23 protein-coding genes are annotated in these 21,534 nt (G+C 70.2%); 12 read left to right on the top strand and 11 right to left on the bottom strand.

Features of this window, described 5'->3' with window-relative positions; all coding sequences use genetic code 11:
- Window position 1: 1 nt before the first annotated feature.
- Both mca and OHS33_RS23110 read right to left on the bottom strand, forming a co-directional pair.
- Window positions 2-883, bottom strand: a complete 882-nt coding sequence (mca, locus tag OHS33_RS23115; RefSeq protein ID WP_330332311.1) for a mycothiol conjugate amidase Mca — start codon at window positions 881-883, stop codon at window positions 2-4.
- Window positions 884-966: 83 nt separating this feature from the next.
- Window positions 967-1,821, bottom strand: a complete 855-nt coding sequence (locus OHS33_RS23110) for an RNA-guided endonuclease InsQ/TnpB family protein (protein WP_330332310.1) — start codon at window positions 1,819-1,821, stop codon at window positions 967-969.
- 122 nt (window positions 1,822-1,943) lie between these two features.
- Here OHS33_RS23110 and OHS33_RS23105 point away from each other — a divergent pair, with 122 nt between their 5' ends.
- From OHS33_RS23105 to OHS33_RS23095, 3 genes are all read left to right on the top strand, one after another.
- Window positions 1,944-2,360, top strand: a complete 417-nt coding sequence (locus OHS33_RS23105) for a DUF4307 domain-containing protein (RefSeq protein WP_330332309.1) — start codon at window positions 1,944-1,946, stop codon at window positions 2,358-2,360.
- A 209-nt stretch (window positions 2,361-2,569) separates the two neighbouring features.
- Complete coding sequence (greA, locus tag OHS33_RS23100) at window positions 2,570-3,067, top strand: transcription elongation factor GreA (RefSeq protein WP_330332308.1); 498 nt, start codon at window positions 2,570-2,572, stop codon at window positions 3,065-3,067.
- A 186-nt stretch (window positions 3,068-3,253) separates the two neighbouring features.
- On the top strand, window positions 3,254-4,084 hold the full coding sequence (locus tag OHS33_RS23095) for an alpha/beta fold hydrolase (RefSeq protein ID WP_330332307.1): 831 nt from the start codon (window positions 3,254-3,256) through the stop codon (window positions 4,082-4,084).
- A 158-nt stretch (window positions 4,085-4,242) separates the two neighbouring features.
- On the opposite strand, the gene OHS33_RS23090 is transcribed toward OHS33_RS23095, so the two are convergent.
- From OHS33_RS23090 to OHS33_RS23075, 4 genes are all read right to left on the bottom strand, one after another.
- Window positions 4,243-6,546 (bottom strand): dynamin family protein, encoded by a 2,304-nt coding sequence (locus OHS33_RS23090; RefSeq protein ID WP_330332306.1) that lies wholly within the window; start codon window positions 6,544-6,546, stop codon window positions 4,243-4,245.
- Between the two features lie 299 nt (window positions 6,547-6,845).
- Window positions 6,846-7,298: an ATP-binding protein gene (locus OHS33_RS23085; protein WP_330332305.1), complete on the bottom strand. Its 453-nt coding sequence runs from the start codon at window positions 7,296-7,298 to the stop codon at window positions 6,846-6,848.
- Window positions 7,298-7,612: a hypothetical protein gene (locus OHS33_RS23080; protein ID WP_330332304.1), complete on the bottom strand. Its 315-nt coding sequence runs from the start codon at window positions 7,610-7,612 to the stop codon at window positions 7,298-7,300. The genes OHS33_RS23085 and OHS33_RS23080 overlap by 1 nt, the downstream gene beginning before the upstream one ends.
- 202 nt (window positions 7,613-7,814) lie before the next feature.
- Window positions 7,815-7,997 carry a hypothetical protein gene (locus tag OHS33_RS23075; RefSeq protein ID WP_330332303.1) on the bottom strand — a complete coding sequence of 61 codons (183 nt, stop codon included), beginning with the start codon at window positions 7,995-7,997 and terminating at the stop codon, window positions 7,815-7,817.
- Between the two features lie 190 nt (window positions 7,998-8,187).
- Between OHS33_RS23075 and OHS33_RS23070 the strand changes: the two genes are divergently transcribed.
- Together OHS33_RS23070 and OHS33_RS23065 are read left to right on the top strand one after the other, a co-directional pair.
- The gene (locus OHS33_RS23070) at window positions 8,188-9,021 is read left to right on the top strand and encodes a helix-turn-helix domain-containing protein (protein ID WP_330332302.1); all 834 of its coding nucleotides are present in this window, start codon (window positions 8,188-8,190) and stop codon (window positions 9,019-9,021) included.
- Window positions 9,018-9,209 carry a DUF397 domain-containing protein gene (locus OHS33_RS23065; protein WP_330332301.1) on the top strand — a complete coding sequence of 64 codons (192 nt, stop codon included), beginning with the start codon at window positions 9,018-9,020 and terminating at the stop codon, window positions 9,207-9,209. The genes OHS33_RS23070 and OHS33_RS23065 overlap by 4 nt, the downstream gene beginning before the upstream one ends.
- 199 nt (window positions 9,210-9,408) lie before the next feature.
- Here the strand turns inward: OHS33_RS23065 and OHS33_RS23060 are convergent, their stop codons facing one another.
- From OHS33_RS23060 to ilvA, 4 genes are all read right to left on the bottom strand, one after another.
- Window positions 9,409-10,056, bottom strand: coding sequence for an SIMPL domain-containing protein (locus OHS33_RS23060; RefSeq protein WP_330335159.1), 648 nt, complete (start codon window positions 10,054-10,056; stop codon window positions 9,409-9,411).
- 88 nt (window positions 10,057-10,144) lie between these two features.
- Window positions 10,145-11,002 carry an ABC transporter permease gene (locus OHS33_RS23055; protein WP_330332300.1) on the bottom strand — a complete coding sequence of 286 codons (858 nt, stop codon included), beginning with the start codon at window positions 11,000-11,002 and terminating at the stop codon, window positions 10,145-10,147.
- Window positions 10,999-11,973, bottom strand: coding sequence for an ATP-binding cassette domain-containing protein (locus tag OHS33_RS23050; RefSeq protein ID WP_330332299.1), 975 nt, complete (start codon window positions 11,971-11,973; stop codon window positions 10,999-11,001). Before OHS33_RS23050 ends, OHS33_RS23055 begins: the two co-directional genes overlap by 4 nt.
- 155 nt (window positions 11,974-12,128) lie before the next feature.
- Complete coding sequence (gene ilvA, locus OHS33_RS23045; protein WP_330332298.1) at window positions 12,129-13,361, bottom strand: threonine ammonia-lyase; 1,233 nt, start codon at window positions 13,359-13,361, stop codon at window positions 12,129-12,131.
- A 260-nt stretch (window positions 13,362-13,621) separates the two neighbouring features.
- Here ilvA and OHS33_RS23040 point away from each other — a divergent pair, with 260 nt between their 5' ends.
- Genes OHS33_RS23040 through OHS33_RS23030 form a run of 3 tightly spaced genes read left to right on the top strand, consistent with a single transcriptional unit; the run spans window position 13,622 to window position 14,953 of the window.
- Window positions 13,622-14,143, top strand: coding sequence for a MarR family winged helix-turn-helix transcriptional regulator (locus tag OHS33_RS23040; protein WP_330332297.1), 522 nt, complete (start codon window positions 13,622-13,624; stop codon window positions 14,141-14,143).
- 34 nt (window positions 14,144-14,177) lie between these two features.
- Window positions 14,178-14,702 (top strand): sigma factor-like helix-turn-helix DNA-binding protein, encoded by a 525-nt coding sequence (locus OHS33_RS23035; RefSeq protein WP_443065339.1) that lies wholly within the window; start codon window positions 14,178-14,180, stop codon window positions 14,700-14,702.
- On the top strand, window positions 14,702-14,953 hold the full coding sequence (locus OHS33_RS23030) for a hypothetical protein (protein WP_330332296.1): 252 nt from the start codon (window positions 14,702-14,704) through the stop codon (window positions 14,951-14,953). The genes OHS33_RS23035 and OHS33_RS23030 overlap by 1 nt, the downstream gene beginning before the upstream one ends.
- A 24-nt stretch (window positions 14,954-14,977) precedes the next feature.
- Here OHS33_RS23030 and OHS33_RS23025 read toward each other — a convergent pair whose 3' ends face one another.
- On the bottom strand, window positions 14,978-16,135 hold the full coding sequence (locus tag OHS33_RS23025; RefSeq protein ID WP_330332295.1) for a cystathionine gamma-synthase: 1,158 nt from the start codon (window positions 16,133-16,135) through the stop codon (window positions 14,978-14,980).
- 94 nt (window positions 16,136-16,229) lie between these two features.
- Between OHS33_RS23025 and OHS33_RS23020 the strand changes: the two genes are divergently transcribed.
- The 4 genes from OHS33_RS23020 (at window position 16,230) to OHS33_RS23005 (ending at window position 21,459) form a co-directional block, all read left to right on the top strand.
- A complete protein-coding gene (locus OHS33_RS23020; RefSeq protein WP_330332294.1) occupies window positions 16,230-17,336 on the top strand; it encodes a hypothetical protein in 1,107 nt (368 codons plus the stop codon).
- A gap of 160 nt (window positions 17,337-17,496) precedes the next feature.
- Window positions 17,497-18,612, top strand: a complete 1,116-nt coding sequence (locus tag OHS33_RS23015; protein ID WP_330332293.1) for a hypothetical protein — start codon at window positions 17,497-17,499, stop codon at window positions 18,610-18,612.
- A 136-nt stretch (window positions 18,613-18,748) separates the two neighbouring features.
- Entirely contained in the window at window positions 18,749-20,353 is a 1,605-nt protein-coding gene (locus OHS33_RS23010; RefSeq protein ID WP_330332292.1) for a M48 family metallopeptidase, read from the top strand.
- Window positions 20,350-21,459: a hypothetical protein gene (locus tag OHS33_RS23005; RefSeq protein WP_330332291.1), complete on the top strand. Its 1,110-nt coding sequence runs from the start codon at window positions 20,350-20,352 to the stop codon at window positions 21,457-21,459. The genes OHS33_RS23010 and OHS33_RS23005 overlap by 4 nt, the downstream gene beginning before the upstream one ends.
- The last annotated feature ends 75 nt before the right edge of the window (window positions 21,460-21,534 follow it).

The following is a 21,534-nucleotide window of genomic DNA, read 5'->3' as shown; positions in this document are numbered from 1 at the left end:
GCTACGCATTCTCCCGGATGCCCGCGAAGAGGTCGGACTCGGGGAGGGAAGTGTCGACGAGCGACTTCGCCAGCTCGTACTCCTCCGTGGGCCAGACCTCCTTCTGGACGTCCATGGGCACGCGGAACCAGCCGCCGTCCGGGTCGATCTGCGTGGCGTGCGCGATGAGGGCCTTGTCACGGATCTCGAAGAAGTCCGCGCACGGCACGTGCGTGGTCAGGGTCCGCTCCTTGCGCTCGAACTCCTTCCAGCGCTCCAGCCACTCCCCGTAGGGGGATTCCATGCCGCGCGCGAGGAGCGCCTCGTGCAGGGCGACGGTGCGCGGCTTGTTGAAGCCCTGGTTGTAGTAGAGCTTGAGCGGCTGGTACGCCGGGCCGAACTCGTCCTCGGGGAACTTCTCGGTGTCGGCCGCGCCCTCGAAGGCCACCATGGAGATCTGGTGGGTCATGATGTGGTCGGGGTGCGGGTAGCCGCCGTTCTCGTCGTAGGTGGTGATGACCTGCGGCCGGAAGCCGCGGATCTTCTTCACCAGCTCGCCGGCCGCCTCGTCGACGTCCGCGAGCGCGAAGCAGCCCTCGGGCAGCGGCGGCAGCGGGTCGCCCTCGGGCAGGCCGGAGTCCACGTAGCCGAGCCATTCCTGCTCGACGCCGAGGATCTCGCGGGCCTCGTCCATCTCCTTGGCGCGCACCTCGTGGATGTGCTCCTCGATGTACTTGTCGCCCTGGAGCTTGGGGTTCAGGACCGAGCCGCGCTCGCCGCCGGTGCAGGTGACGACCAGTACGGGCACCCCCTCGGACACGTACTTGGCCATGGTGGCCGCGCCCTTGCTCGACTCGTCGTCGGGGTGCGCGTGGACGGCCATCAGTCGAAGCTGCTCGGTCAAGACAGGATCCTCTTTGGGTCGGGCGTGGCTTTCCATATTGACTCCTCCCCCTCAGCAAGCGTCCTGCGAGGGGTATTCCTGGCTCACGCTGCCTGGCGGACCTGCGGCCCTTCGGGTCTTACGCGATCAGCGCCAGCCGGGTCGAGACCAGCCCGGACGAGCATCACGCGCGCGGAATTCCGGTCCCTCGGAGAGACCACTCCGCACGCGTCGCAGGTATACATGCGCTCCGACAACGGTAGTGCGCGCTTGGCTCTCGCTCCGCACTGCCCGCAGTCCATGGTGGTGTACGCGGGACGCACCAACCAAACCGTCCGCCCGTGCTTGCGCGCCATGTTGATCAGCTCGCGTTTGGCGGACGCGATCGCTGCGTCGGCCGCCTTGCGGGCCATGGTCGTCTTCGCAAGGAACTTCGGGCGGAAGTCCTCCACCGCGATCTGGTCGAAGTCGGCCGTTACCCGTTTGGCCCACTTGCGGGCCGTGTCCTGACGCTGCCGGGCGGCCTTCTTGTACACCTTCGCGGCTTGCCGGCGCGCTCTGCGGTAGCCCCTGGAGGCGGCCTGCCCACGCTTCGACTTCCGGCGGGCCATCATCCGCTGATAGCGGGCCAAGCGGCCAGATGTCCTCTTCCCGTGTTCGGGGTGGGACAGGTCGTGCGCTTCGCTGGTGGTGGTCGCGGTCTGCTTCACACCCCAGTCGATACCGATCGCCTGCCCGGCTTCGGGGAGTACCTGGGCCTCGGCGGGATCGACGAAGGAGGCGTACCAATGGCCAAGGCTGTCCCGGTAGACCCGGACACTGGACGGCGCGGCGGGCAGAGCGCGCGACCAGACAACGGTCAGGGCGAGGCCTCCGGCCAGGTGCAGACGGCCTCCCTTCAGACGAAAGCCGCGCCGGGTGCCCTCAGCGCTGGGGGCGCGGAGGCGGATCCGGGCCACCCCGCGAGGGCGTCGCGGGGGAACCCCGATTCCGCCCCCGCCTGAGGGGCGTGGGATCCTCCAGTGGTCAGGCGACCGAATCGCGGACCGGAAGGTTCCGGCCCCTCCGGAGAGGAACGATCATGAGCGCGGTGCGCGAGGGGCTTCCCGAGGGCCGTTACGGCCGGTCGGCGGACGAGCGCAGCGATCGCAAGCTCAAGATCGTGGGCGCCGTTCTCGGGGCGGTGCTGCTGGGCGTGGTCGGCTGGATCGGCTGGGACTACGTCGGCGGGCAGAGCGTCAGCGCGCAGATCATCACGTTCCAGGTGGTCTCGGACAACGAGGTGAAGGTGCACCTGGAGGTCCGCAAGGACGCTTCGGTCACCGGGGTGTGCACGCTCAGTTCGCAGGACAAGCAGCACGGCGAGGTCGGCCGGGCGGACTACACCTTCGCTCAGGCGTCGGGCCGGGTCGATGAGACGGTGTCGCTGAAGACCACCGGCCGCGCCACGATGATCGAGCTGATCGGCTGCCAGCCGGCCGGGGGCTCTGCCCGCTAGGGCGCCGTGGGCGAAGCCGTACGGGCCGTCGTACGGGCCGCCGTACGGGTGATCATGGGGCGGCCGCCGGTCAGTGCTGCCGGGCCCTGACGCACTTCACACGCCCGGTGTCCTCCCCCTTTTCCTGCCGAATTGTTAGGCTCGTGGTTTCGCCCGTTGCCGGCGACTTTGTTGTCCCCCTAGTCCCCCTGTACCGACGAGGAGCACCTGTGACCCAGACGAGCGAGAGCGTCACCTGGCTGACCCAGGCGGCGTACGACCAGCTGAAGGCCGAGCTGGACTACCTCTCTGGTCCCGCACGCACGGAGATCGCGGTCAAGATCGCAGCCGCCCGCGAAGAGGGCGATCTGCGCGAGAACGGCGGTTACCACGCGGCCAAGGAGGAGCAGGGCAAGATGGAGCTGCGCGTCCGCCAGCTGACGCAGCTCCTGGAGAAGGCCAAGGTCGGCACCGCGCCCGCGTCCGACGGTGTGGTCGCGCCCGGCACCCTCGTGACCATCGCCTTCGACGGAGACCCGGACGACACGCTGGAGTTCCTGCTGGCCTCCCGCGAGTACGCGTCCTCGGACTTCGAGACCTACTCGCCGCAGTCCCCGCTGGGCTCCGGCGTGATGGGCAAGGCGGTCGGCGAGGACGCCCAGTACGAACTCCCGAACGGCAAGAAGGCCAAGGTCAAGATCCTGGCCGTGACGCCCTTCAACGGCTGAGCAGCCTCATACGTACGTCAGAGCCCCCGCCGGACGCGTTCCGGCGGGGGCTCCGGCGTAAGGACGTACAGGCGTACGGGCGCACGGACCGGCCTCGGCCATGACCTCGGCGGTAATGGCCCCGGCGTGTGGCGCTGGGCGAGGATGGTGCCACGCCCCGCAGCCGCCTCAGGGAGGGACCCCGACATGCCGTACTTCGAGTCCACGACCGACCACACCCGCCTCCACTTCGTCGACTACGGTCCGGCGAACGGCCCCGTCATCGTCTTCGTCAACAGCTCCTACCTCAGCACCGAGATGTGGGAGTACCAGATGCTGCCGCTGGCGGCCGAGGGGTTCCGGTGCGTGGGGCTCGACCGCAGGGGACACGGCAGGTCCGAGGACGTCTGGGGCGGCTTCGACCTCGATACGCTGGCCGGGGATCTGGGCGACCTGCTCGACCACCTGGACCTGCGCGACATCACACTGGTCGGGCACTCTTTCGGCACCACCGAGGTCGTCCGCCACCTGACTCTCGGCGGCGGTGAGCGGGTGGCCCGGGTCGTTCTCGTCAGCGGAGTGGCGCCGGGACCGGCCCGGTCGGCGGATCACCCCGAGGGACTGGACCCGCAGCTGATCCGCGCGTTCAACGAGACCTTCCGGCAGGACCGGGCGAAGTTCTTCGCCGACGGTGCGGACGCCTTCTTCGCCCGCCACCTTCCGGGCTCCACGGTGTCGGACGCGTACGTGGCGCACATGGTGCGCCTCTGCCAGGGAGCAACGGCACGGGCCGGGACGGCCCTCAATGACCTGCTGCCCACGCTGAACCTCGTACCGGAGCTGGCGAAGATCGACTGCCCGGTCCTCGTCGTGCACGGGTCCGCCGACGCTTCCGCCCCGCTCCAGCTCACGGGCCGCCGCGCGGCCGCCCTGATCCCGGGCGCGACGCTCCACGTATACGAGAACGCGGGCCACGGGCTGTTCGCGACCCACGCGGACCGCCTCAACGAAGACCTGCGCGCCTTCGCCCGTAGCTGAGCGCTTCAGGGGGGCCGGAGGACTGTTCTACAGCCTCACCGGCACCAGCCGCTGTTGCAGCGTCGCGTTTTCGACAGGCACAAGATCCCCCGGCTCACCTCTTGGCGGACCCTTGGCAGATGAACTCGACGCCTCCAAGATCCCCGACAGCGTCAGGCTCAGATCGCCTTCAGTGCGCCGAGGGAGTCGAGGAGAGTTTGTGCTTCCGTGCAGAGCGGTTCGAGCTGATCGATGAGGCCTTGCCGTACCTGGTTTTCCGGGTTGGTGATGCGCTCACGGACGTGATCTCGGGACTGTTCGAGTTGTTCCCGGTACTGCGCCAGGTTATCCGCCAGGTGATCGATGACGTCTGTTCCCTGAATACTTGTCGCGAGTGTGAACTGTTCTTTGTGTGCTGTGACTTCGGAGTCCATCGCGCTGATCCACTCGTCCTGGAGGACTTGCAGGGAGCTGATTACGCCTTTGCGGTGCTGAACTCCGAGAAAGACCAGTGCAGCGACTCCGGCGACGAGACCGGCGGGCGGGAAGAGCGTGCCGGCCGCCGCGAGTCCGTACAGCCAACCTCCGCTTGCTGCGACGGGTGCAACGATGCCAACTAGTGCAGCCGCACGCTGAACCACGTCGTGGCGGGTGGTCGAGCGCCGGTTCTGATGGGGCACGGAGAGGTTGCTCACGTCGAGGGCGAAGTCCGGGAGCCGTCCTGCGAGATCCTTGTCGCCGAAGACCTGGTCGACCGTCTGGACGATGTCCTTCTTGAAGGCCTCGAATTGCTCCCTCCAGAGCGTTGCGGGGCCGACCGGGGCTTCGATCCAGGTACGGAGCGCCTGCGCCTTCAACACCTGAATCTGGTTCATTTTGGTGGGCCTGTTGAGGTCGGTGGCCCTGATGGTGTCGTCCAGCTCGGTGTGGAGATGCACCGCCAGACGTGTGAAGGGGCGAACGGTTCGTGCGATGCGGGTATGGAGCTTGCGTTCAAGGTCCTCGCGGATGCGCGGCAGGGCTGAGTCGAGGAGATCCAGCCGCCGTTCCTGGCTCTTCAGTAGTTCTTTGAGTTCGTCGATCTCAAGGCGTTCGTTGCGCAGTCGCTCGGCGAGTACGTGGTGCCGCGGAGCCATGAGGATCTGGGCCTCCGTCGCCACCGCTGCGATGTGCCTGGTGCCGGTTCCGGTACTGATCAGGTCCTCGATCGCCTGGCGCAGCGTGTCCATGCGGCTCTCCGCATGCTGCCGTCGCGCGGCGGCCTCCGCTCCCTCCGCGCCGAGTTTGTCGGCGCGCGCTTCCAGGGCGGGGGAGACCGGCAGGAAGCCTTCGCCGATGAAGCCCAGGTCCGGCTGGCCGTTCAGCGTGAAGTTCTCTCTCAGGTAGGTGTTGTTGCGGGCGATCGTCGCCTTCCACTCCGGGACGTCTCTGAGATCGAGATTTGCCGCTGCATCGATGGCGGTGACCACCCACACGACCCGTTTCCCCGACAGCAGATAGTGGTCGTACAGGAAGCGGATCAGATCAAGGTCGCGTTCGGAAAGGGTGCGGCTGGCGTGCGAGACGTACATGAAGCAGTCCGCGTCGGCCATCGCGGCTCGGACGATCATGTCGTGGATCGGGTTCGGCGAACCGTGGCCGGGCAGGTCGTAGAACTTCGCCGGGAGTTTCGCGCCGGCGAGCATGATTTCGAGTTCGGCGACCTCGCGGTCGCGGTGAGCTCGGAGCCGGTCGGTCACATCCATGTCCTGCATCGCGTAGGCCGCGACCACCGAGGGGGCGGGGGAGTTCCCGACGTCCTCCCACTCGTCCTCGCCGGAGTCGGTGAATCGCACTCGCAGATAGCCGGTGCCCGATGCGTCGACGGTCGCCTGGCCGTCGACCGGAACCACGCTGGCGGGACAAGCGGTCGTGGGAACCGGGGACGAAGGCAGCAGCCCGACGAACTTGTCCGCGGTCTGACCGTCGGCAGTTGGCACCTCGACCAGTTCGAGACCACTCTGCAGCCCACTGAGAAGGAAGCTCTTGCCGGACGAGAAAGCCCCCAGCAGCGCCACATTGATCAGGGTTGAGGCTGCCCGCGTCCTCAACCGTGTCATCGTGCCCGCATCCTCGCGCAGATCCTGCAGCCATTGCGCAGGGGGCTCGGGAGCGACTGATGCGGTACGCAGCCACACCTCGCACCGGTCGAGAACACTGCGCAGCTCGTTGCGTGCTTGGTCCACATCCCTTGGCACAGTCACGGAATAGGTATAGCCCAGGTTGGCGAGGTAGACAGCCGAATGTGGAACACTCGTCAGTTCGGTGGCTTGGGTGGGTTCATTGAGCGCAAGCTCGCCACTGAGCGGGACATACTTCGCCAGGTAGCGGATGGAATCGAGTATCGCCCGGTGACAGTACGCCTCCGGCTGGCCTCCCCGACCCCGCATCCAGCCCGGCACCGGCAGCAGCGGCCGGACCACAGCCCACTCCGCGCCCGTCATGTCCGTCGGGTAGCGCGCCTGCCGAAACCCGTTGTCCGCAGCGTCTCCGAACCGGTGAGCCAGGCAGTCACACTCCAGCGTGACTGAACTGGACTGCCCGCCCATCGACACGCAAGACTGCGGCACCGGGGCCTCCTGATGTTGCTTGGTGATTCGACACCAAGGAGCTGATCAGGAGGCCCTCCTCTTATGCGCCGAGCACCCCGCGACCACCCAATCGAGACTCCCGTTCGACGGACACCACTCAAGATCGGAACGGCAACAGCTCCTTACCCACGAGCCGGAGGGAACGGCGGACTTCACGCCCTGTCGGGAGCGTCCCAGCCCGAAAGGTCTCGTACGGCCCACACGGTCTTTCCGGAGCCTTGGGCCGTGACTCCCCAGGAGCTGGCGAGGGTTCGGACCAGTAGGAGCCCGCGCCCGCTCTCCCCCTGCGGGTCACTCTGAATTCGGGGAGTCCGGTCCCCTCTGGTGTCAGCTACCTCGATTCGGATGCCGGTCCCTTCGGGGATCCCTTCGAGGATCCCTTCGGGGATCAGCCGTAGCTCGAAGTCCCGTCCAGGGAGGCTGCCGTGCCGTACTGCGTTGGCGGTCAGCTCTCCCACGATCGAGGCCACCGCATCGGAGGTGCTCGTCCCGGGTGGCACACCCCAGTTCTCAAGCTGGAGCACCGCCAGGTGGCGGGCGAGGCGCGCGCCACGAGGAGTTGAGGTGAAGTGCTGGGCGAAGGCGGGTGCCAGAGGAGCCCTCATCACAGCCCGCCTACCGGGTTGGTCCCTGCCGTGCCTTCGACGGGTCGCTGTAGCGCCGCGCCCTTGGGCCAGTAGGCGTCCGGGGGGATCGTGGCGAGGTCTTCGGCCCGCTGAGCTGCGTCCTGGACCAGCTGTGCCAATCCGACGCGGATTTCGTCTGCCTGGCGCTCTTCCGCGGTGTCGTAGAGGTTCGCCGCAAGCCGTTCCTGTGCCTGTCGTGTTGCGAAGACGAGAGCCAAGAGGGCCTTGAATCGTTCCATTTCCGGGCCGTTGGGGTCCGCGTGCCAGAACTCGTTGCTGTTCATCATCACCATGCCCCCTTCGGTTCGCTGGCGCGGCGGACTTCGCCCAGGCTTGCCAGGCGGAGCTGCGCGGTCCCTGCGGGCCGGACGGATCCGTCTCCCGGGAGCTGTAGCCAGGTGGTGCCGTTCCTATCCACCAGGACCCGGTACTGCTCACCTGTGGCCACGCTCACCACCCAGTCGTCGGACATGGGTACATACCGCTTGGGGGTGCTCACAGCGCCCTCCGCAAGCCGTCCTCTACCCGGATCAGGAGATCCCGCGTGAGGGGCGGGTAGTCCTTGGAGATGTCCTCCGGCAAGAGCCGGTGGAAGGCCCGAAGATCTATGGCGTCCCGGAGATCCGCGAGGCGTGTGACGTGTGCGGTGGTCGTGGGGATAGCGCTGTCACCCGTCATGAGTCTGTCCGCCTCCTGGGCCGTGCGGGCTTCCGTTTCCGGTCTCCAGCCTGGCCCCCAACTCGCTACGCTGAAAAGGGATTCCGGGTCCAACCTGGGGTTTGGTCAGGGGGGCATATGCCAAGACTTCTGACCAGCGCAATCGTGTGGCGTGCCGTTGCGGACCAGACGGCCGGTCGGGAGGTGCGGCGTGTCATTGGAGACGGCGTCCGAGGAGTCGGTTGACCCTCGCGAGCGATTCAAAGAGGAGCTTCACAAGGCCCGCGAACTGTGGCCCGAGGGGCGGTTGACCCAGGAGCAGCTCGCGCGGAAGTTGCGGATCTCAAAGACGGCCGTCAGTCGGCTGGAGCGCGGAGAGGGGGCCATCCCGAGGGGTGTACCTGCGCGACTGGACGAGGTCTTTGGCACCGATGGGCTCTTTCAGCGGCTGCACGAGGCCATGCTCGCTCAGGACTTCCCTGCCAGGTTCCAGCAACGCATGGCGTTGGAGCGTACGGCCACGGAGGTGTGGGAGTGGGCGCCGAACGTCATCCCAGGGGCGTTTCAGGAGCGGGGCTACGCACACTCCTTGATCAGGGCGGGTATGCCCAGTGCGCCGGAGGTGAAGATCGAGCGGCTCACGAGTGCCCGGGTCGCGCGGCGCGAGGCCTTTGACCGACCGTCCCCGCCGGATGTGCGCCTACTCCTGGGCGAGTCAACGCTCCGCCTTCAGCCTGTCGCGCCGGATGCGATGCGGCGACAACTAGCGTTGCTGCTGCGGCATGTTGAGCGTGCGACCACCAGCATCCGCATCGTGCCGTGGTCGGCGAAACCCAATCTGCTGATGGACTACCCGATCAGTATCCTGCGGGGAGCCAAGGGTTCGCAGGTGGTATGCGTCGAGCAGTACCGGACCGCATCGCTTCTGACGGACCCTGACGATGTGCGCAACGCTGTACAGGCCTTCGTGGACCTGTCTGGGGAAGCCAGGTCAGCCGCCGAGTCCGCCGCCCTCATAAGAGACCAGATGGAGAGACTGAAGTGAGCGCTACCCAGTGGATCAAGTCGTCTTACAGCAGCCCCGAGGGCGGCAACTGCCTGGAGTGGTCGCCGCGCTCCGTCTCGGGTACGGGCATAGTGCCGGTCCGTGACAGCAAGCGTCCGGCTGGCCCGGTCCTGGAGATCACCGACATCGGCTGGGGGCTGTTCGTGGACCACATCAAGCAGGCCTGACCGCTTCCCGGCCCGTGACGCGGACGAGCCCCCGCCGGACGCGCGTTCCGGTGGGGGTGGATCTGTGCTGGCATCCAGACCCGTCGACACATCGATTGGCCGCTGGATCGCCAGGGGCAGCCCTCTTACTTCCATGCAGACAAGGAACGTCGTGCCCGGCTCGCGCTCGCGGCCGGGCACCACGTCTGTGCGCCTGGTGTCAGCCACCGATGATCGAGAAGCCGATCACGACACCTGCCGTCACAGTGACCTTGCCGGGGGCGAGGTCACCGTCTCCTGCGCCACCACCCGATCGACCGTGTCCACGGTAGGAGTTCTGCAGCTGGTCGGAGTCCACGTCCTTGATGTGGATGACGGGACCGAGTCGGACACCCCCGGCCTCCGCATACAGAGCAGCCTTCTCACGTGCGGCAGCGACGGCGGCCGTGCGCGCCTGGGCTCGCAGCTCCTTCTTCGTGCTCACATCGAACTCGACACCCGCAACCTGGTTCGCGCCGGCTTCGACAACATCGACAAGAACCTCCTCCAGGATGTCCAGCTCACGCAGCTCGATCACAAACGCGGCCGTGCACTCGTAACCGAGGAACTTGCGCTCATTGCCGAAGTTCCACGAGGACTCCAGGTTCAGACGTGACGCGGACACAGCCGTGTCCGGGACCGCGTGGCCGCGCAGCACCTCCCGGACCTGGTTGACGCTGCCCCGTGTGACCTCGAACGCCTCGCTCGCCTTCTGCCTCGTCTGCTTGACCGCCACGCGAAGTCGGGCCACATCAGGCGCGGCGTCCACGCTCGCCGCACCGAACACGGATATGCCCCAAGGGGCGTCTATGGACTGAGTACCGTTCATGCCGCCCATCCAAGCAGGTGCGATGTCGGCAAGGTGCGGCTTTCAGCTGCCTCTGTACCGGCGTACCGGATACGGGCGTACGTACGCGCTACGCGGTTGCCGAGCGGTATTTGCGGACCGCCAGGGTGCGGAAGACGACGATGATCACGATCGACCACAGCACCGAGGCCAGGACCGGGTGCTGCATCGGCCAGGCGCCCGGGGCCTCGTAGCCCGGTGGCAGGTTTCCGAAGAGTTGGCGGGAGGCCTGGACCGTGGCGCTGAAGGGGTTCCACTCGGCGATGTGCCGCAGGAAGGTCGGCATGTTGTCGGACGGGACGAACGCGTTGGAGATGAAGGTCAGCGGGAAGAGCCAGATCAGGCCGCCCGAGGTGGCCGCCTCCGGGGTCCGGACCGAGAGCCCGATGAGCGCCCCGATCCAGGAGAACGCGTAGCCGAGCAGGAGCAGCAGGGCGAAGCCCGCCAGTACCTTGCCCAGGTTCTCGTGGGTGCGCCAGCCGACGATCACCGCGACGATCGCCAGGACCACGATGGTGAGCGCCGTCTGGACCAGGTCGGCCAGGGTGCGCCCGGTCAGGACCGCGCCGCGTGCCATGGGCAGCGAGCGGAAGCGGTCGATCAGGCCCTTGTGCATGTCGTCCGCGATGCCCGCGCCCGCGCCGGCGGTGGCGAAGGTGACGGTCTGGGCGAAGATGCCCGCCATCAGGAACTCACGGTAGGCGGCGGGCGAGGTGCTGCCGCCGACGCTGATGGAGCCGCCGAAGACGTAGCTGAAGAGGACGACGAACATGACTGGCTGGATCACGCCGAAGATGATCATTTCGGGGATCCGGGACATCCGGATCAGGTTCCGCTTGGCGATCACCAGCGAGTCGTTGACCCCCTGGACGATGCCGCCGCGGGGGCGCGGGGCCGCCAGTTCCGGGGTGCGGGAGGCGATGCTCACTTGGCCACCTCCTGGTCCGTCTCGTCGGTCAGCTCGGCCGCGTGGCCGGTCAGGGAAATGAACACGTCGTCCAGGGTCGGGCGGCGCAGGCCGATGTCGTCGATCTCGATGCCCCGGCCGTCCAGTTCGCGGATGACCTCGGCGAGCAGCTTGGCGCCGCCCGTCACGGGCACGGTGAGCTTGCGGGTGTGTTCCTCGACGGTCGTCTCGCCCTTGCCGAAGGCGGCGAGGACCTCGCGGGCGGTGGTGATGTGGTCGCGTTCGTGCACGACCACCTCGACGCGCTCGCCGCCGGTGCGGGCCTTGAGCTGGTCGGAGGTGCCGCGGGCGATGACCTTGCCGTGGTCGACCACGCAGATGTCGTGGGCGAGGTGGTCGGCCTCTTCGAGGTACTGGGTGGTGAGCAGCAGGGTGGTGCCGCCCGCCACGAGTTCCTGGATGATCCCCCACAGCTGCTGCCGGTTGCGGGGGTCGAGGCCGGTGGTCGGCTCGTCCATGAACATCACGGGCGGGCTGACGACCAGGGCGGCCGCGAGGTCGAGGCGGCGGCGCATGCCGCCGGAGTAGGTCTTGGCGGTGCGGTCCGCGGCGTCGCCGAGGTTGAAGCGTTCGAGCAGTTCGGCCGCGCGGGCTTTGGCCGCCTTGGCCTTCATCTGGTAGAGCTGGCCGACCATTTGGAGGTTCTCGCGGCCGGTCAGGTATTCGTCGACGGCGGCGAACTGGCCGGAGAGGCCAATCGCGCGGCGCACTTCGTTGGGGTGCTTGAGGACGTCGATCCCGGCGACGACGGCCTTGCCGCTGTCGGGCTGGAGGAGGGTGGTCAGGACGCGCACGGTGGTGGTCTTGCCCGCCCCGTTGGGGCCGAGCAGACCCAGGACGGTGCCTTCGGGGACATCGAGGTCCACCCCGTCCAGAGCCCGTACGTCGCCGAAGGTCTTGACCAGACCTTCGGCGTAGATGGCGCCTGGCATATGGATTCTCCTAGCAAAAAGGATGTTTCCTACGCAAATCTTATGGTCGCCGGGCAGGCCTCGCCCGGCCGAACGGGTGACCCCTCGGGTGACCCCGCCAAGACCGGGCACACACTATCGCGTCATATCGCGAGGCGTGGTGGATATCGGGGTTGTCAGCTCATCACCTTGTACCCCGCACTGTGCAGCGACCGCGCGACCTCCGCGCAGTGCTCCGGCCCCTTGGTCTCCAGGTGCAGCTCCACCTCCACCTCGGTGAGCCCGAGCCTCGGGTCGGTCCGTACGTGACTCACGTCCAACACGTTCGCATCCACCACTGACAGCACCCCCAGCAGACCGGCCAGCGCGCCCGGCCGGTCCGACACGCGCAGCCGCAGCGACAGGTAGCGGCCCGCGGCGGCCATGCCGTGCCGCAGGATCCGCTGGAGCAGCAGCGGGTCCACGTTGCCGCCGGACAGGACGGCGACCACCGGGCCGTCGCCGTACCGCTCGGGCTCGCTCATCAGGGCCGCGACCGGACTGCAGCCCGCCGGTTCCACCACGAGCTTGGCCCGCTCCATGCAGAGCAGCAGGGCGCTGGAAAGCGCGTCCTCCGACACCGTACGCACGTCGTCGAGGAGTTCGCCGATGATTTTGAAGGGGATGTCACCGGGCCGCCCGACCTTGATGCCGTCCGCCATCGTGTTGGGGGCGTCGATGGACACCGGGTGGCCGACCTTCAGCGAGGGCGGATAGGCGGCCGCGCCCGCCGCCTGGACGCCGATGACCCGTACGTCCGGGCGCAGCGCCTTGACCGCGACCGCGATGCCCGCGGCCAGGCCGCCGCCGCCGATGCCGACCACGATCGTGCGGACCTCGGGGCACTGCTCCAGGATCTCCAGGCCCACCGTGCCCTGGCCCGCGATGATGTCGCGGTGGTCGAAGGGGTGGATGAACACCGCGCCGGTGCGGTCCGCGTAGTCCTGGGCGGCGGCGAGGGTCTCGTCGACGACCTGGCCGTGCATGCGGACCTCCGCGCCGTAGTCGCGGGTGGCGGCGACCTTGGGCAACGGGGCGCCGACCGGCATGAACACGGTGGAGCGGACCCCGAGCAGCGAGGAGGCGAGGGCGACGCCCTGCGCGTGGTTCCCGGCGCTGGCCGCGACGACTCCGGCGGCGCGCTGTTCGGGGCGCAGCCCGGAGATCCGTACGTAGGCGCCGCGCAGTTTGAAGGAGCCGGTGCGCTGGAGGTTCTCGCACTTGAAGTGGACGGGGGCGCCGACCAGCGAGGTGAGGTACCGGCTGCCCTCCATGGCGGTCACCCGCGAGACGCCGGACAGCATCTTCTGGGCCCCCCGGACGTCGTCGAGGATGACCTGGGGGACGGGCTCCGGCACGCGGTAGTTCATGGCGCCCAGTCTCGCAGTTGCGCGGGCACCCGGCGCGGGCCGTCCGCGAGCCGGGACGGGCGGAGCCGGGCGGATCCGGCGGCGGATGCGGGGTCCGGGCCGAGGGGCGAAATCTCGCCATCCGAGACCGGTACGGAAGACGGCGGATCCCTGCCCCGAGCCTGCCGTATCAGTTCTCGCACGAGGCGTACGAGCCGCAGCGCAGCCGCGTACTCTGTCCCCCATCCTTGTCGGCCCCCATGCGAAGAGAGCCCACGGCCATGCCTTCCACTCCGGCCAATTCCGACCTCCCGGCGGCGCCGGACGCGCCCGCCGAGGCGGGTCTCCTCGACGCGCTCCAGCACCAGGTGGCGGTCTTCGCCCGGCGGGCGGAGCAGACCCGCCTCGGCGGGGTCGGCCAGGCCCGCAACTCGATGGACCGCGCCGCGTACCTGCTGCTGAACCGCCTCGACCTGGAAGGGCCGATGGGCGTCAAGGCGCTCGCGGGCGGCATGGGCATCGACTCCTCCACCGTGACCCGTCAGGTCGCGCCGCTGGTGGACACGGGCCTGGTCAAGCGCACCTCGCACCCGGAGGACGGGCGGGCGGTGGTCCTCGCGCTGTCCCCGCGCGGGCTGGCGCGGCTGGAGGAGGTCCGCTCCTCGCGGCGCGAGCTGATGTCGCGGGTGACGGAGGGCTGGTCGCCCGAGGAGCGCGAGGCGTTCACCTCGCTGCTCACACGTTTCAACCTCTCGCTGTCGGAACTCATGGCGGCGGTCGCCGAGGGCGGTCCGACCTCTTGACCGGGGTGGTCCGGCTGCCCGCACTATGTGGGTTGTGGACCATCGATCGGCGTACGGGCGTGGGGAGTTCAGCGGGCTCCCCGGTTCCGGCACACGCCCCTATCCGGAGTTCAAGGACTATCCGGAGTTCGAAGCCTTCGTCGCGGGTGCGGCGGGGCGGCTGCTGCACGTCGCCGTCCTGCTGACGGCCGAGCCTGAGCGCGCGGCGCCGCTGGCGCGGCGGCTGCTGTCGGGTGCGCTGGCGCGTACGTTCGCGGACTGGCGGCGGCTGCGCGGCGATGATCCGTACGCCGCCACGCGCGCCGAACTGTGCGCCGCCTTCGCCCGCTCCGCCTGGCGCCATCACGCGCGGCCCCGGCCGGGCGCGGACGCGGGGGTGGACGTGGGGGTGCTCGTACGGCTGAGCCCGCAGGAACGTCTCGTCATCGTGCTGCGCGTGTACGAGGGCGTGGCCGAGGAGCAGACGGCCGCGCTGCTCGGGATCCCCGCGGACCGGGTCCGCGCCGTGTGCCACCGCGCGACGACGGCGCTGCGGGCAGCACCCGGACGGGCCGCGTGATGGGCGCCCCCGACCGCAAGGAGGCCGAGGTCAGGCGCCTGATGGAGGGCCCGCACCCGGTGGTGCCGGTGGACCTCGCGGCCGTCGCCGCCGCCCGGGGCGGGCGGCTGCTGCGGCGGCGCCGGGTGCTGCGCCGGCTGGGGTGGGCCGTGGTGTTCGCGGCGGCGGTCGCCTTCACGGTGTGGGCGGCGCGCACGCACCCGTGGGAGATCCCGCCGACGGACGTGGCCCCGCCCCTGCGGGGCTGGTAGGACCACGTCCGGCCGACAGAGTGACTAGCCCAGTGCCTGGACGAGGTCCGCGATGAGGTCGTCGGCGGCCTCGATGCCCACCGACAGGCGGACCAGGTCTCCGGGAACCTCCAGGGCCGAGCCCGCCACCGAGGCGTGGGTCATCCGGCCCGGGTGCTCGATCAGGGACTCGACGCCGCCGAGGGACTCGCCCAGCGTGAAGAGCTTGGCGCGGTTGCAGACCTCGACCGCCGCCTCCTCGCCGCCGACGACCTGGAAGGAGATCATGCCGCCGAAGGACTTCATCTGCTTCGCGGCGATCTCGTGGCCCGGGTGGTCCGGCAGGCCCGGGTAGAGGACCTTGGTGACCTTCGCGTGGCGGGTCAGCATGTCGGCGACGCGCGTGGCGTTCTCCGAGTGCCGGTCCATGCGGACGGCCAGCGTCTTGATGCCGCGCAGCACGATCCAGGAGTCGAAGGGGCCGGCCACGGCGCCCATCGCGTTCTGGTGGTAGGCCAGTTCCTCGCCGAGGGCCGCGTCGGCCGTGATCAGCGCGCCGCCGACGACGTCGGAGTGCCCGCCCATGTACTTGGTGAGGGAGTGCAGGACCACGTCCGCGCCGAGGGCGAGGGGCTGCTGGAGGTAGGGGGAGGCGAAGGTGTTGTCCACGACGAGCTTGGCGCCCGCCGTCCGCGCGATGTCGGCGATCACGGCGATGTCCGTGATGCCGAGGAGCGGGTTGGAGGGGGTCTCGACCCAGATGACCTTGGTCTTCGGGGTGATGGCCGCCTGGACCGCGGCCGCGTCGGAGGTGTCGGCCACCGACCAGTCCACGCCCCAGCGGGAGACGACCTTCGCGAAGAGGCGGAAGGTGCCGCCGTACGCGTCGTTCGGGATGACCACGTGGTCGCCCGGGGAGAGCAGCGTGCGCAGCAGGCAGTCCTCGGCCGCCAGCCCCGAGGCGAAGGCCAGCCCGCGGGTGCCGCCCTCCAGTGCCGCCAGGTTCTCCTCCAGGGCGGTACGGGTCGGGTTCGCGCTGCGGCTGTACTCGTAGCCGCCGCGCAGGCCGCCGACGCCGTCCTGCTTGTAGGTGGAGACCTGGTAGATCGGGGGCACGACCGCGCCGGTCAGGGGGTCGGCCTTGTTGCCCGCGTGGATGGCACGGGTCTCGAAGCTCTGGTGCTCGTGGCTGTCGTCGCTCATGAGCAGAGCCTAAGGGCTGTGTGAGGTGAACCGCCGAGCGGCCGGGGCACCCCGCATTCGCGTCCGGGGGCGTACGTCTGGTTCGCTGGGGAGCATGGAGATTTTGTGGTTCCTGATCGCGGTGGGCATGCTCTTCGCCGTCGTCGGGCCGTACATCCGGCGCAGGCGCGGCGGCGTCCGCCTCGTCGCACCCGGCAGCCCCGACGCCGCCGACCCCGAGGCCTACGGCTTCGCCCGGCAGGAACAGCTCGACATCCGGGTCCCCGGGCCCGACCGGGACCTGATGGACGCCCTCGGCAACGTCGAGCGCAGCGGCCAGTGGCAGGCGGCGTCCATGCTGCTCGCGGGCACCCCGCGGGAGGGCGAGGTGCGCTGGCAGCGCGTGCAGGCCTTCGCGGGAGCGGCGGCGCTGGACCTCGCGAAGCAGCCGGGGGTCGGCGCGCAGTGGCTGAAGGCGTGGCGGCTGGAGGCCCCGAAGGACGCGGGCGGCGCGCAGGTGCACGCCGAGCTGCTGGTCCAGCAGGCGTGGCGGCAGTCGGGCGGCGTGGGCTCCACGGACCACCGGATCATCCTGGAGGAGGCCCGTACGGCGTGCGGCAATGCCGCGCTGCTCGCCCCCGGCGACCCGGTCCCGTACATCACCGAGCTGGCCGTCGCCCGTGGACTGGGCTATTCCGAGGCCGAGTTCGACGCCCTGTGGGCGAAGGTCATCGACCGGGCGCCCGAGCACATGGGCGCGCACCTGGCGGCGCTGCACTACTGGTGCGAGAAGTGGCACGGCTCCCGCGAGAAGTCCGACGCCTTCACGCACCACGCGGCCGCGCGCGCCCCGCGGGGCTCGCTGCTCGCCGCGCTGCCGCTGTTCGCGGTGTACGAGCACCTGCCGGAGTTCACGACGGTGCAGAGCTTCTACCAGAGCGCGGTGGTCACCCGGGCCGTGGAGGGCGCGCTGTACGCCGTGCACTCGGCGCGCGCGGACGATCCGATGCTGGCGCACGTACGCCACCTGCTGATCCTGTTCCTGGTCAACGGCGAGCGGTGGGCCGAGGCGATGGAGCAGCTGCGGCACGTCGACGGGTACGTCGGCGCGCTGCCCTGGTCGCACAGCGCGGATCCGGCGGCGCACTACGCGGTGTACCGGGCGCTGGCCGTGGCGGGTTACGAGGCGAACGGCGGCTCGCCCGCGACGCTGCCGCGCTGAGCGACACGGCAGCGCGCGGGCAACGCGCCGGGGGCGGGCCGGGGTTGGGGCCGGAGGCCTCGTCCCCGGCCCTCACCGGCCCCGCCCCCGCCCCTCATCCCGCCCCTCACCTCGGCGAATAAGGTTGCCGTAAGGGGCCGGTGGACCGCATGATCCCGGGGTGATCGCCACCTATCTGCTCATCATCGCGCTCGTCGCCTTCCCCTGCCTGGTCATACTCAGGAGCCGCCGGCGGGCGAAGCAGGGCGGCAAGGCCGTCCGCGGCGGCCCGTTCGCCTCGCGCTGGATACGTACGCGCTTCGACCCCGCCGCCTTCGGCCTGGTCCCCACGGCCGCCCTGGACCCCCGCCGCGCGGGCCCGGAGCCGGATCCCGCGCACCGGGCGGAGGCCCAGAAGACGGCCGACGCCGCCTGGGAGGGCGACTGGCGGGTGGCCGCCGCGTACTGCGAGGCCGCCGGGAGCGACTGGGACGAGCGGTGGTCGCGGATCGAGCTGCTGATCCATGTCGCCGGGAGCGACGACCGCTGGCTGACCGACTGGCGCTCCGCCCAGCCCGAGAACGGCGACGCGGGCACCGTGTTCGCGATGCTGCTGGTGCGGCGCGCCTGGGAGATCCGCGGGGCGGAGTACGCACACAAGGTCCCCGACGCCAACATGCGCCAGTTCCGGTCCATGCTCCCCTCGGCGATGGCCGCGGCCCAGCAGGTGGCGGACCGCGCCCCGCACGACCCGGGCCCCTGGGTCGTGATGCTGACGGCGGCGCGCGCCATGGGGTACTCGCACAGCCAGTTCTCCGACCTGTGGCGCAACCTCCAGCTGCGCGCCCCGCACCACATGGCCGCCCACACCCAGGCCCTGCAGTACTGGTGCGCCAAGTGGAGCGGTTCCGACACGTCGATGTTCGACTTCGCGGTGCGCGCCGTCGCGGGCGCCCCGGCCGGCAGTCCGCTCCCCGGCCTCTACCTCCAGGCCCTCGACGAGGTCGCCCGGCGCGACGGTTTCCGCGGCAGCCGCGCCGACCTCTCCGTCAAGGCCCGGCTGCGGGACGTGGCCCAGCGCCTGGACACCCTCGCGCCGGACCACGACGACCTGCCGCGGCTGCGTCACCGCCTCGCCCACCACCTGCTGGTGGCGGGGATGTACCGGGAGGCGCTGGTGCAGTTCCAGCACATCGGCCCGTACTGCGGCGCGAGCCCCTGGAACCAGGACGCCGCGGGCGCCGTCGCCGCCTTCGACCACGCGCGCGGCCGTGCGGCGTACGGGTCGCGCCGCTGACGGAGGCCCTTGTTCCGCTTGTCCGGCGGCGGACCCGGCATACTCTTCGCACTGTTCGTACGCTTCGAGGCCGCACGCTGCGCTCCGCGCCGTGCGGCCTCGTCACACATCACATCCCGTGGGGGGATCCTTCCAAATGGGCGCTTCGCTGCGCGCATTGCGCGCGCTCGTACTCCTGTCCGGCTTCTATCTGCTCGGCTTCGTCCTGCTCGCCGTCCTCGCGGGCGTCGACTACGCCGCCATCGCCTCGGGCGGACACGGCCCGGGCGTCGTCAAGCTCGTCCTCGTCACCCTGGTCCTCGCCGTCCCGGTCGTGCGCGGCATGTTCATGCTCCGCACGCCCAAGGGCGAGCCGATGGCGGGTCTGCGCCCCACCGAGCAGCAGGAACCGCGGCTGTGGGCGACCGTCCGCGAGCTGGCGGCCGCCGTCGGCACCCGCGCGCCGGACGAGATCGTGCTGACCGACGAGGTCAACGCGGCGGTCAGCGAGGACTCCCGGCTGCTCGGCCTGCTGCCCGGCCCGCGCCGCATGTACATCGGCCTGCCGCTGATGACGGGGCTCGACGAGATGCAGCTGCGCGCGGTCCTGGCGCACGAGCTGGGCCACTACAGCAACGCCGACACCCGCTTCACCCCGCTGATCGTGCGCGGCAAGGCGCAGATCGGCCGGACCATCGCGCACTTCCACGAGCGGGCGGACAACACGGTCGCCAAGGAGCGCGCCAAGCAGGAGAAGCAGGCCGGCAAGCGGATCGCCAAGGGCAAGAAGGCGAAGGAGGTCAACACCACCGGTTCGGGCGTCCTGTACCGCTCGATGGCCAAGATCTACACCGCCTACGGGTCCTTCTTCATGCGGGCCACCCTCTCCGGCTTCCGCCGCCAGGAGTACGCCGCCGACCTGGCCGCCGCCCGCATCGCGGGCCGCGACGCCTACGCCTCCGCGCTGCGCGAGCTGCCCGCGCTGGTCTCCGCGCACGACTTCTACATGGGTTCGTACGCCACCCTCGGCGTCGGCGCGGGCCTGCTGCCCGCCCCGGGCCAGGTCTTCGGCGGTTTCGGCGAACTGTTGCGCGCCCGCGAGGAGGAGCTGGCGGGGCTGCGCGAGGAGCTGCCGGAGCGGCCCGCCTCCCCGTACGACTCGCACCCGCCCATCGCGGACCGGGTGGCCCGGATCGAGGCCCTGCCGGACGACGGCCGCGGCGCCGCCGCGACCCGTCCCGCGCTGGAGATGCTGGTCTCCGCGGGCGGCGCCCTCGCCGCGCTGGAGCACGAGGTGCTCACCCCCGAGGCGCTGGGGCTGCGCCGCGCCGACTGGCCGGAGCTGGTGCACGAGAGCATGAGCGTCTACGTCGCCCAGGGCGCCGAGGACATCCGCGCGGCCGTGGCCGCCGAGCGCCCGGGCACCGAGGGGAACCTCGGTGACTTCCTGGACCTGATCGACGCCGACCCGGCCGCCCTGTGGCGGCTCGCGGACCGGCTGCCCAAGTCCGAGGAGGCCGCGGCGGCCACCGGCCGCGCGGCCCGCGAGTTCGCCCGCCCGGGGCTGCGCCGCGCGCTGAACCAGCTGGTCACCGTGGAGCTGACGGCCCGCGGGGCGGCCCGCTGGCAGCTGTCGTGGTCGGACTCGGCGACCCTGGACTACCGCGCCGAGGGCTTCGAGGACGAGCTGACCGCGGCCCTGGACGCGGCCGTGGCCGACCAGGGCGACACCGCACCGCTGCGGAAGCTGGTGGCGGCGTGATGATCTTCCTGGGCGTGCTGGGACTCGCCCTGCTGGCCGTGGCCGCCTATGTGCTGCGCGGCGTGTACTACATCCGCAAGGCCAAGCGGCTGACCGCCGAGGTCGAGGCCATCGGCGCCCGGGTGGCGGGCCGGTCCGTCGCGCAGGGCTTCCTGCCGGGCGACCGGCTCGACACCGGGCGCTCGGGGCCCGTACCGGCCGAGCACGGCGTCGTACTGGCCGCCGTCCGCGCCGGTGACTGGCAGGCGGGCGCGGCCTGGATCGAGGCGGCGGGCACGGACTGGGAGGAGCGCTACGCGCGCGTCTACGTCCTCGGCGACGAGGCCGCGCAGGACGACGGCTGGCTGCGCGCCTGGCGCGCGGCCCGGCCCGCCGACCCGGCCGCCGCCGCGGTCGACGCGGACTCGGCGCTCACCGTCGCCTCGAACGTGCGGGGCGCGCTGCGGGCCAGCCAGACCTCGCGGGAGCAGTTCCGCGTCTTCCACGAGCTGCAGGCGAAGGCGCAGGGGCTGGTGGAGGAGGCGCAGGCGCTGGCCGACCCCGCGGACCCCACCCCGTACGTCCTGGAACAGCCCATCGCGCTCGGGCTGAACTACCCGCACGAGCGGTTCCGCGCGCTGACGGCGGAGATCGTCAAGCGGGACCCCAAGCACCTGTCGGCGCACGTGCGGGCGCTGCAGTACTGGTGCCACAAGTGGCACGGCTCGCACGCGGAGGCCGCGGCCTACGCGCGGGAGGCGGCGGCGCTGGGCGAGCCCGGTGACCTGCTGTCGCTGCTGCCGCTGTACGCGTACTTCGAGCAGGAGACGAACGAGGCCGACGTCGACCCGGACGTGTACTACAAGGAGCCGGAGATCGTCGCGGCCGCGACGGCGGCCCTGGCGGACGTCGCGGCCGCCGCGCCGGGCGACCGGCGGGTGCTGCGGGTGCGGCACATGCTGGCCTGGGTCCTGTACTGGCAGGACCGCTACCCGGAGGCGGTCGAGCAGTTCCGCCACATCGACGGGTACGTCGGCACCGCGCCGTGGACCTACGCGGGCGACCCCGTGGCCCGCTACCTGAAGCTGCGCGACTACAGCGTGGGCCAGGTGACACCGGACGCGTGAGGCGCCGGCGGGGCGGGTCGGATCTCTCCAGGTGGGGGGAATCCCGGCCCGCCCTTCCCCGTTGTCACCTGTGCG

It is taken from the genome of Streptomyces sp. NBC_00536 (assembly GCF_036346295.1).
In the GTDB taxonomy this organism is placed as follows: Bacteria; Actinomycetota; Actinomycetes; order Streptomycetales; family Streptomycetaceae; genus Streptomyces.
Note: the sequence above shows the minus strand (reverse complement) of the source record. Positions and strands in the feature narration are given on the sequence as shown.

Coding starts and splice junctions, on each gene's coding strand:
- OHS33_RS23010 (WP_330332292.1), top strand. CDS start 18,749: ATGGGCGCTTCGCTGCGCGCATTGCGCGCGCTCGTACTCCTGTCCGGC.
- OHS33_RS23025 (WP_330332295.1), bottom strand. CDS start 16,135: ATGAGCGACGACAGCCACGAGCACCAGAGCTTCGAGACCCGTGCCATC.
- OHS33_RS23030 (WP_330332296.1), top strand. CDS start 14,702: ATGGGCGCCCCCGACCGCAAGGAGGCCGAGGTCAGGCGCCTGATGGAG.
- ilvA (WP_330332298.1), bottom strand. CDS start 13,361: ATGAACTACCGCGTGCCGGAGCCCGTCCCCCAGGTCATCCTCGACGAC.
- OHS33_RS23020 (WP_330332294.1), top strand. CDS start 16,230: ATGGAGATTTTGTGGTTCCTGATCGCGGTGGGCATGCTCTTCGCCGTC.
- OHS33_RS23060 (WP_330335159.1), bottom strand. CDS start 10,056: ATGAACGGTACTCAGTCCATAGACGCCCCTTGGGGCATATCCGTGTTC.
- OHS33_RS23090 (WP_330332306.1), bottom strand. CDS start 6,546: ATGACGGGCGCGGAGTGGGCTGTGGTCCGGCCGCTGCTGCCGGTGCCG.
- OHS33_RS23050 (WP_330332299.1), bottom strand. CDS start 11,973: ATGCCAGGCGCCATCTACGCCGAAGGTCTGGTCAAGACCTTCGGCGAC.
- OHS33_RS23105 (WP_330332309.1), top strand. CDS start 1,944: ATGAGCGCGGTGCGCGAGGGGCTTCCCGAGGGCCGTTACGGCCGGTCG.
- OHS33_RS23085 (WP_330332305.1), bottom strand. CDS start 7,298: ATGAGGGCTCCTCTGGCACCCGCCTTCGCCCAGCACTTCACCTCAACT.
- OHS33_RS23080 (WP_330332304.1), bottom strand. CDS start 7,612: ATGGTGATGATGAACAGCAACGAGTTCTGGCACGCGGACCCCAACGGC.
- OHS33_RS23095 (WP_330332307.1), top strand. CDS start 3,254: ATGCCGTACTTCGAGTCCACGACCGACCACACCCGCCTCCACTTCGTC.
- OHS33_RS23075 (WP_330332303.1), bottom strand. CDS start 7,997: ATGACGGGTGACAGCGCTATCCCCACGACCACCGCACACGTCACACGC.
- OHS33_RS23040 (WP_330332297.1), top strand. CDS start 13,622: ATGCCTTCCACTCCGGCCAATTCCGACCTCCCGGCGGCGCCGGACGCG.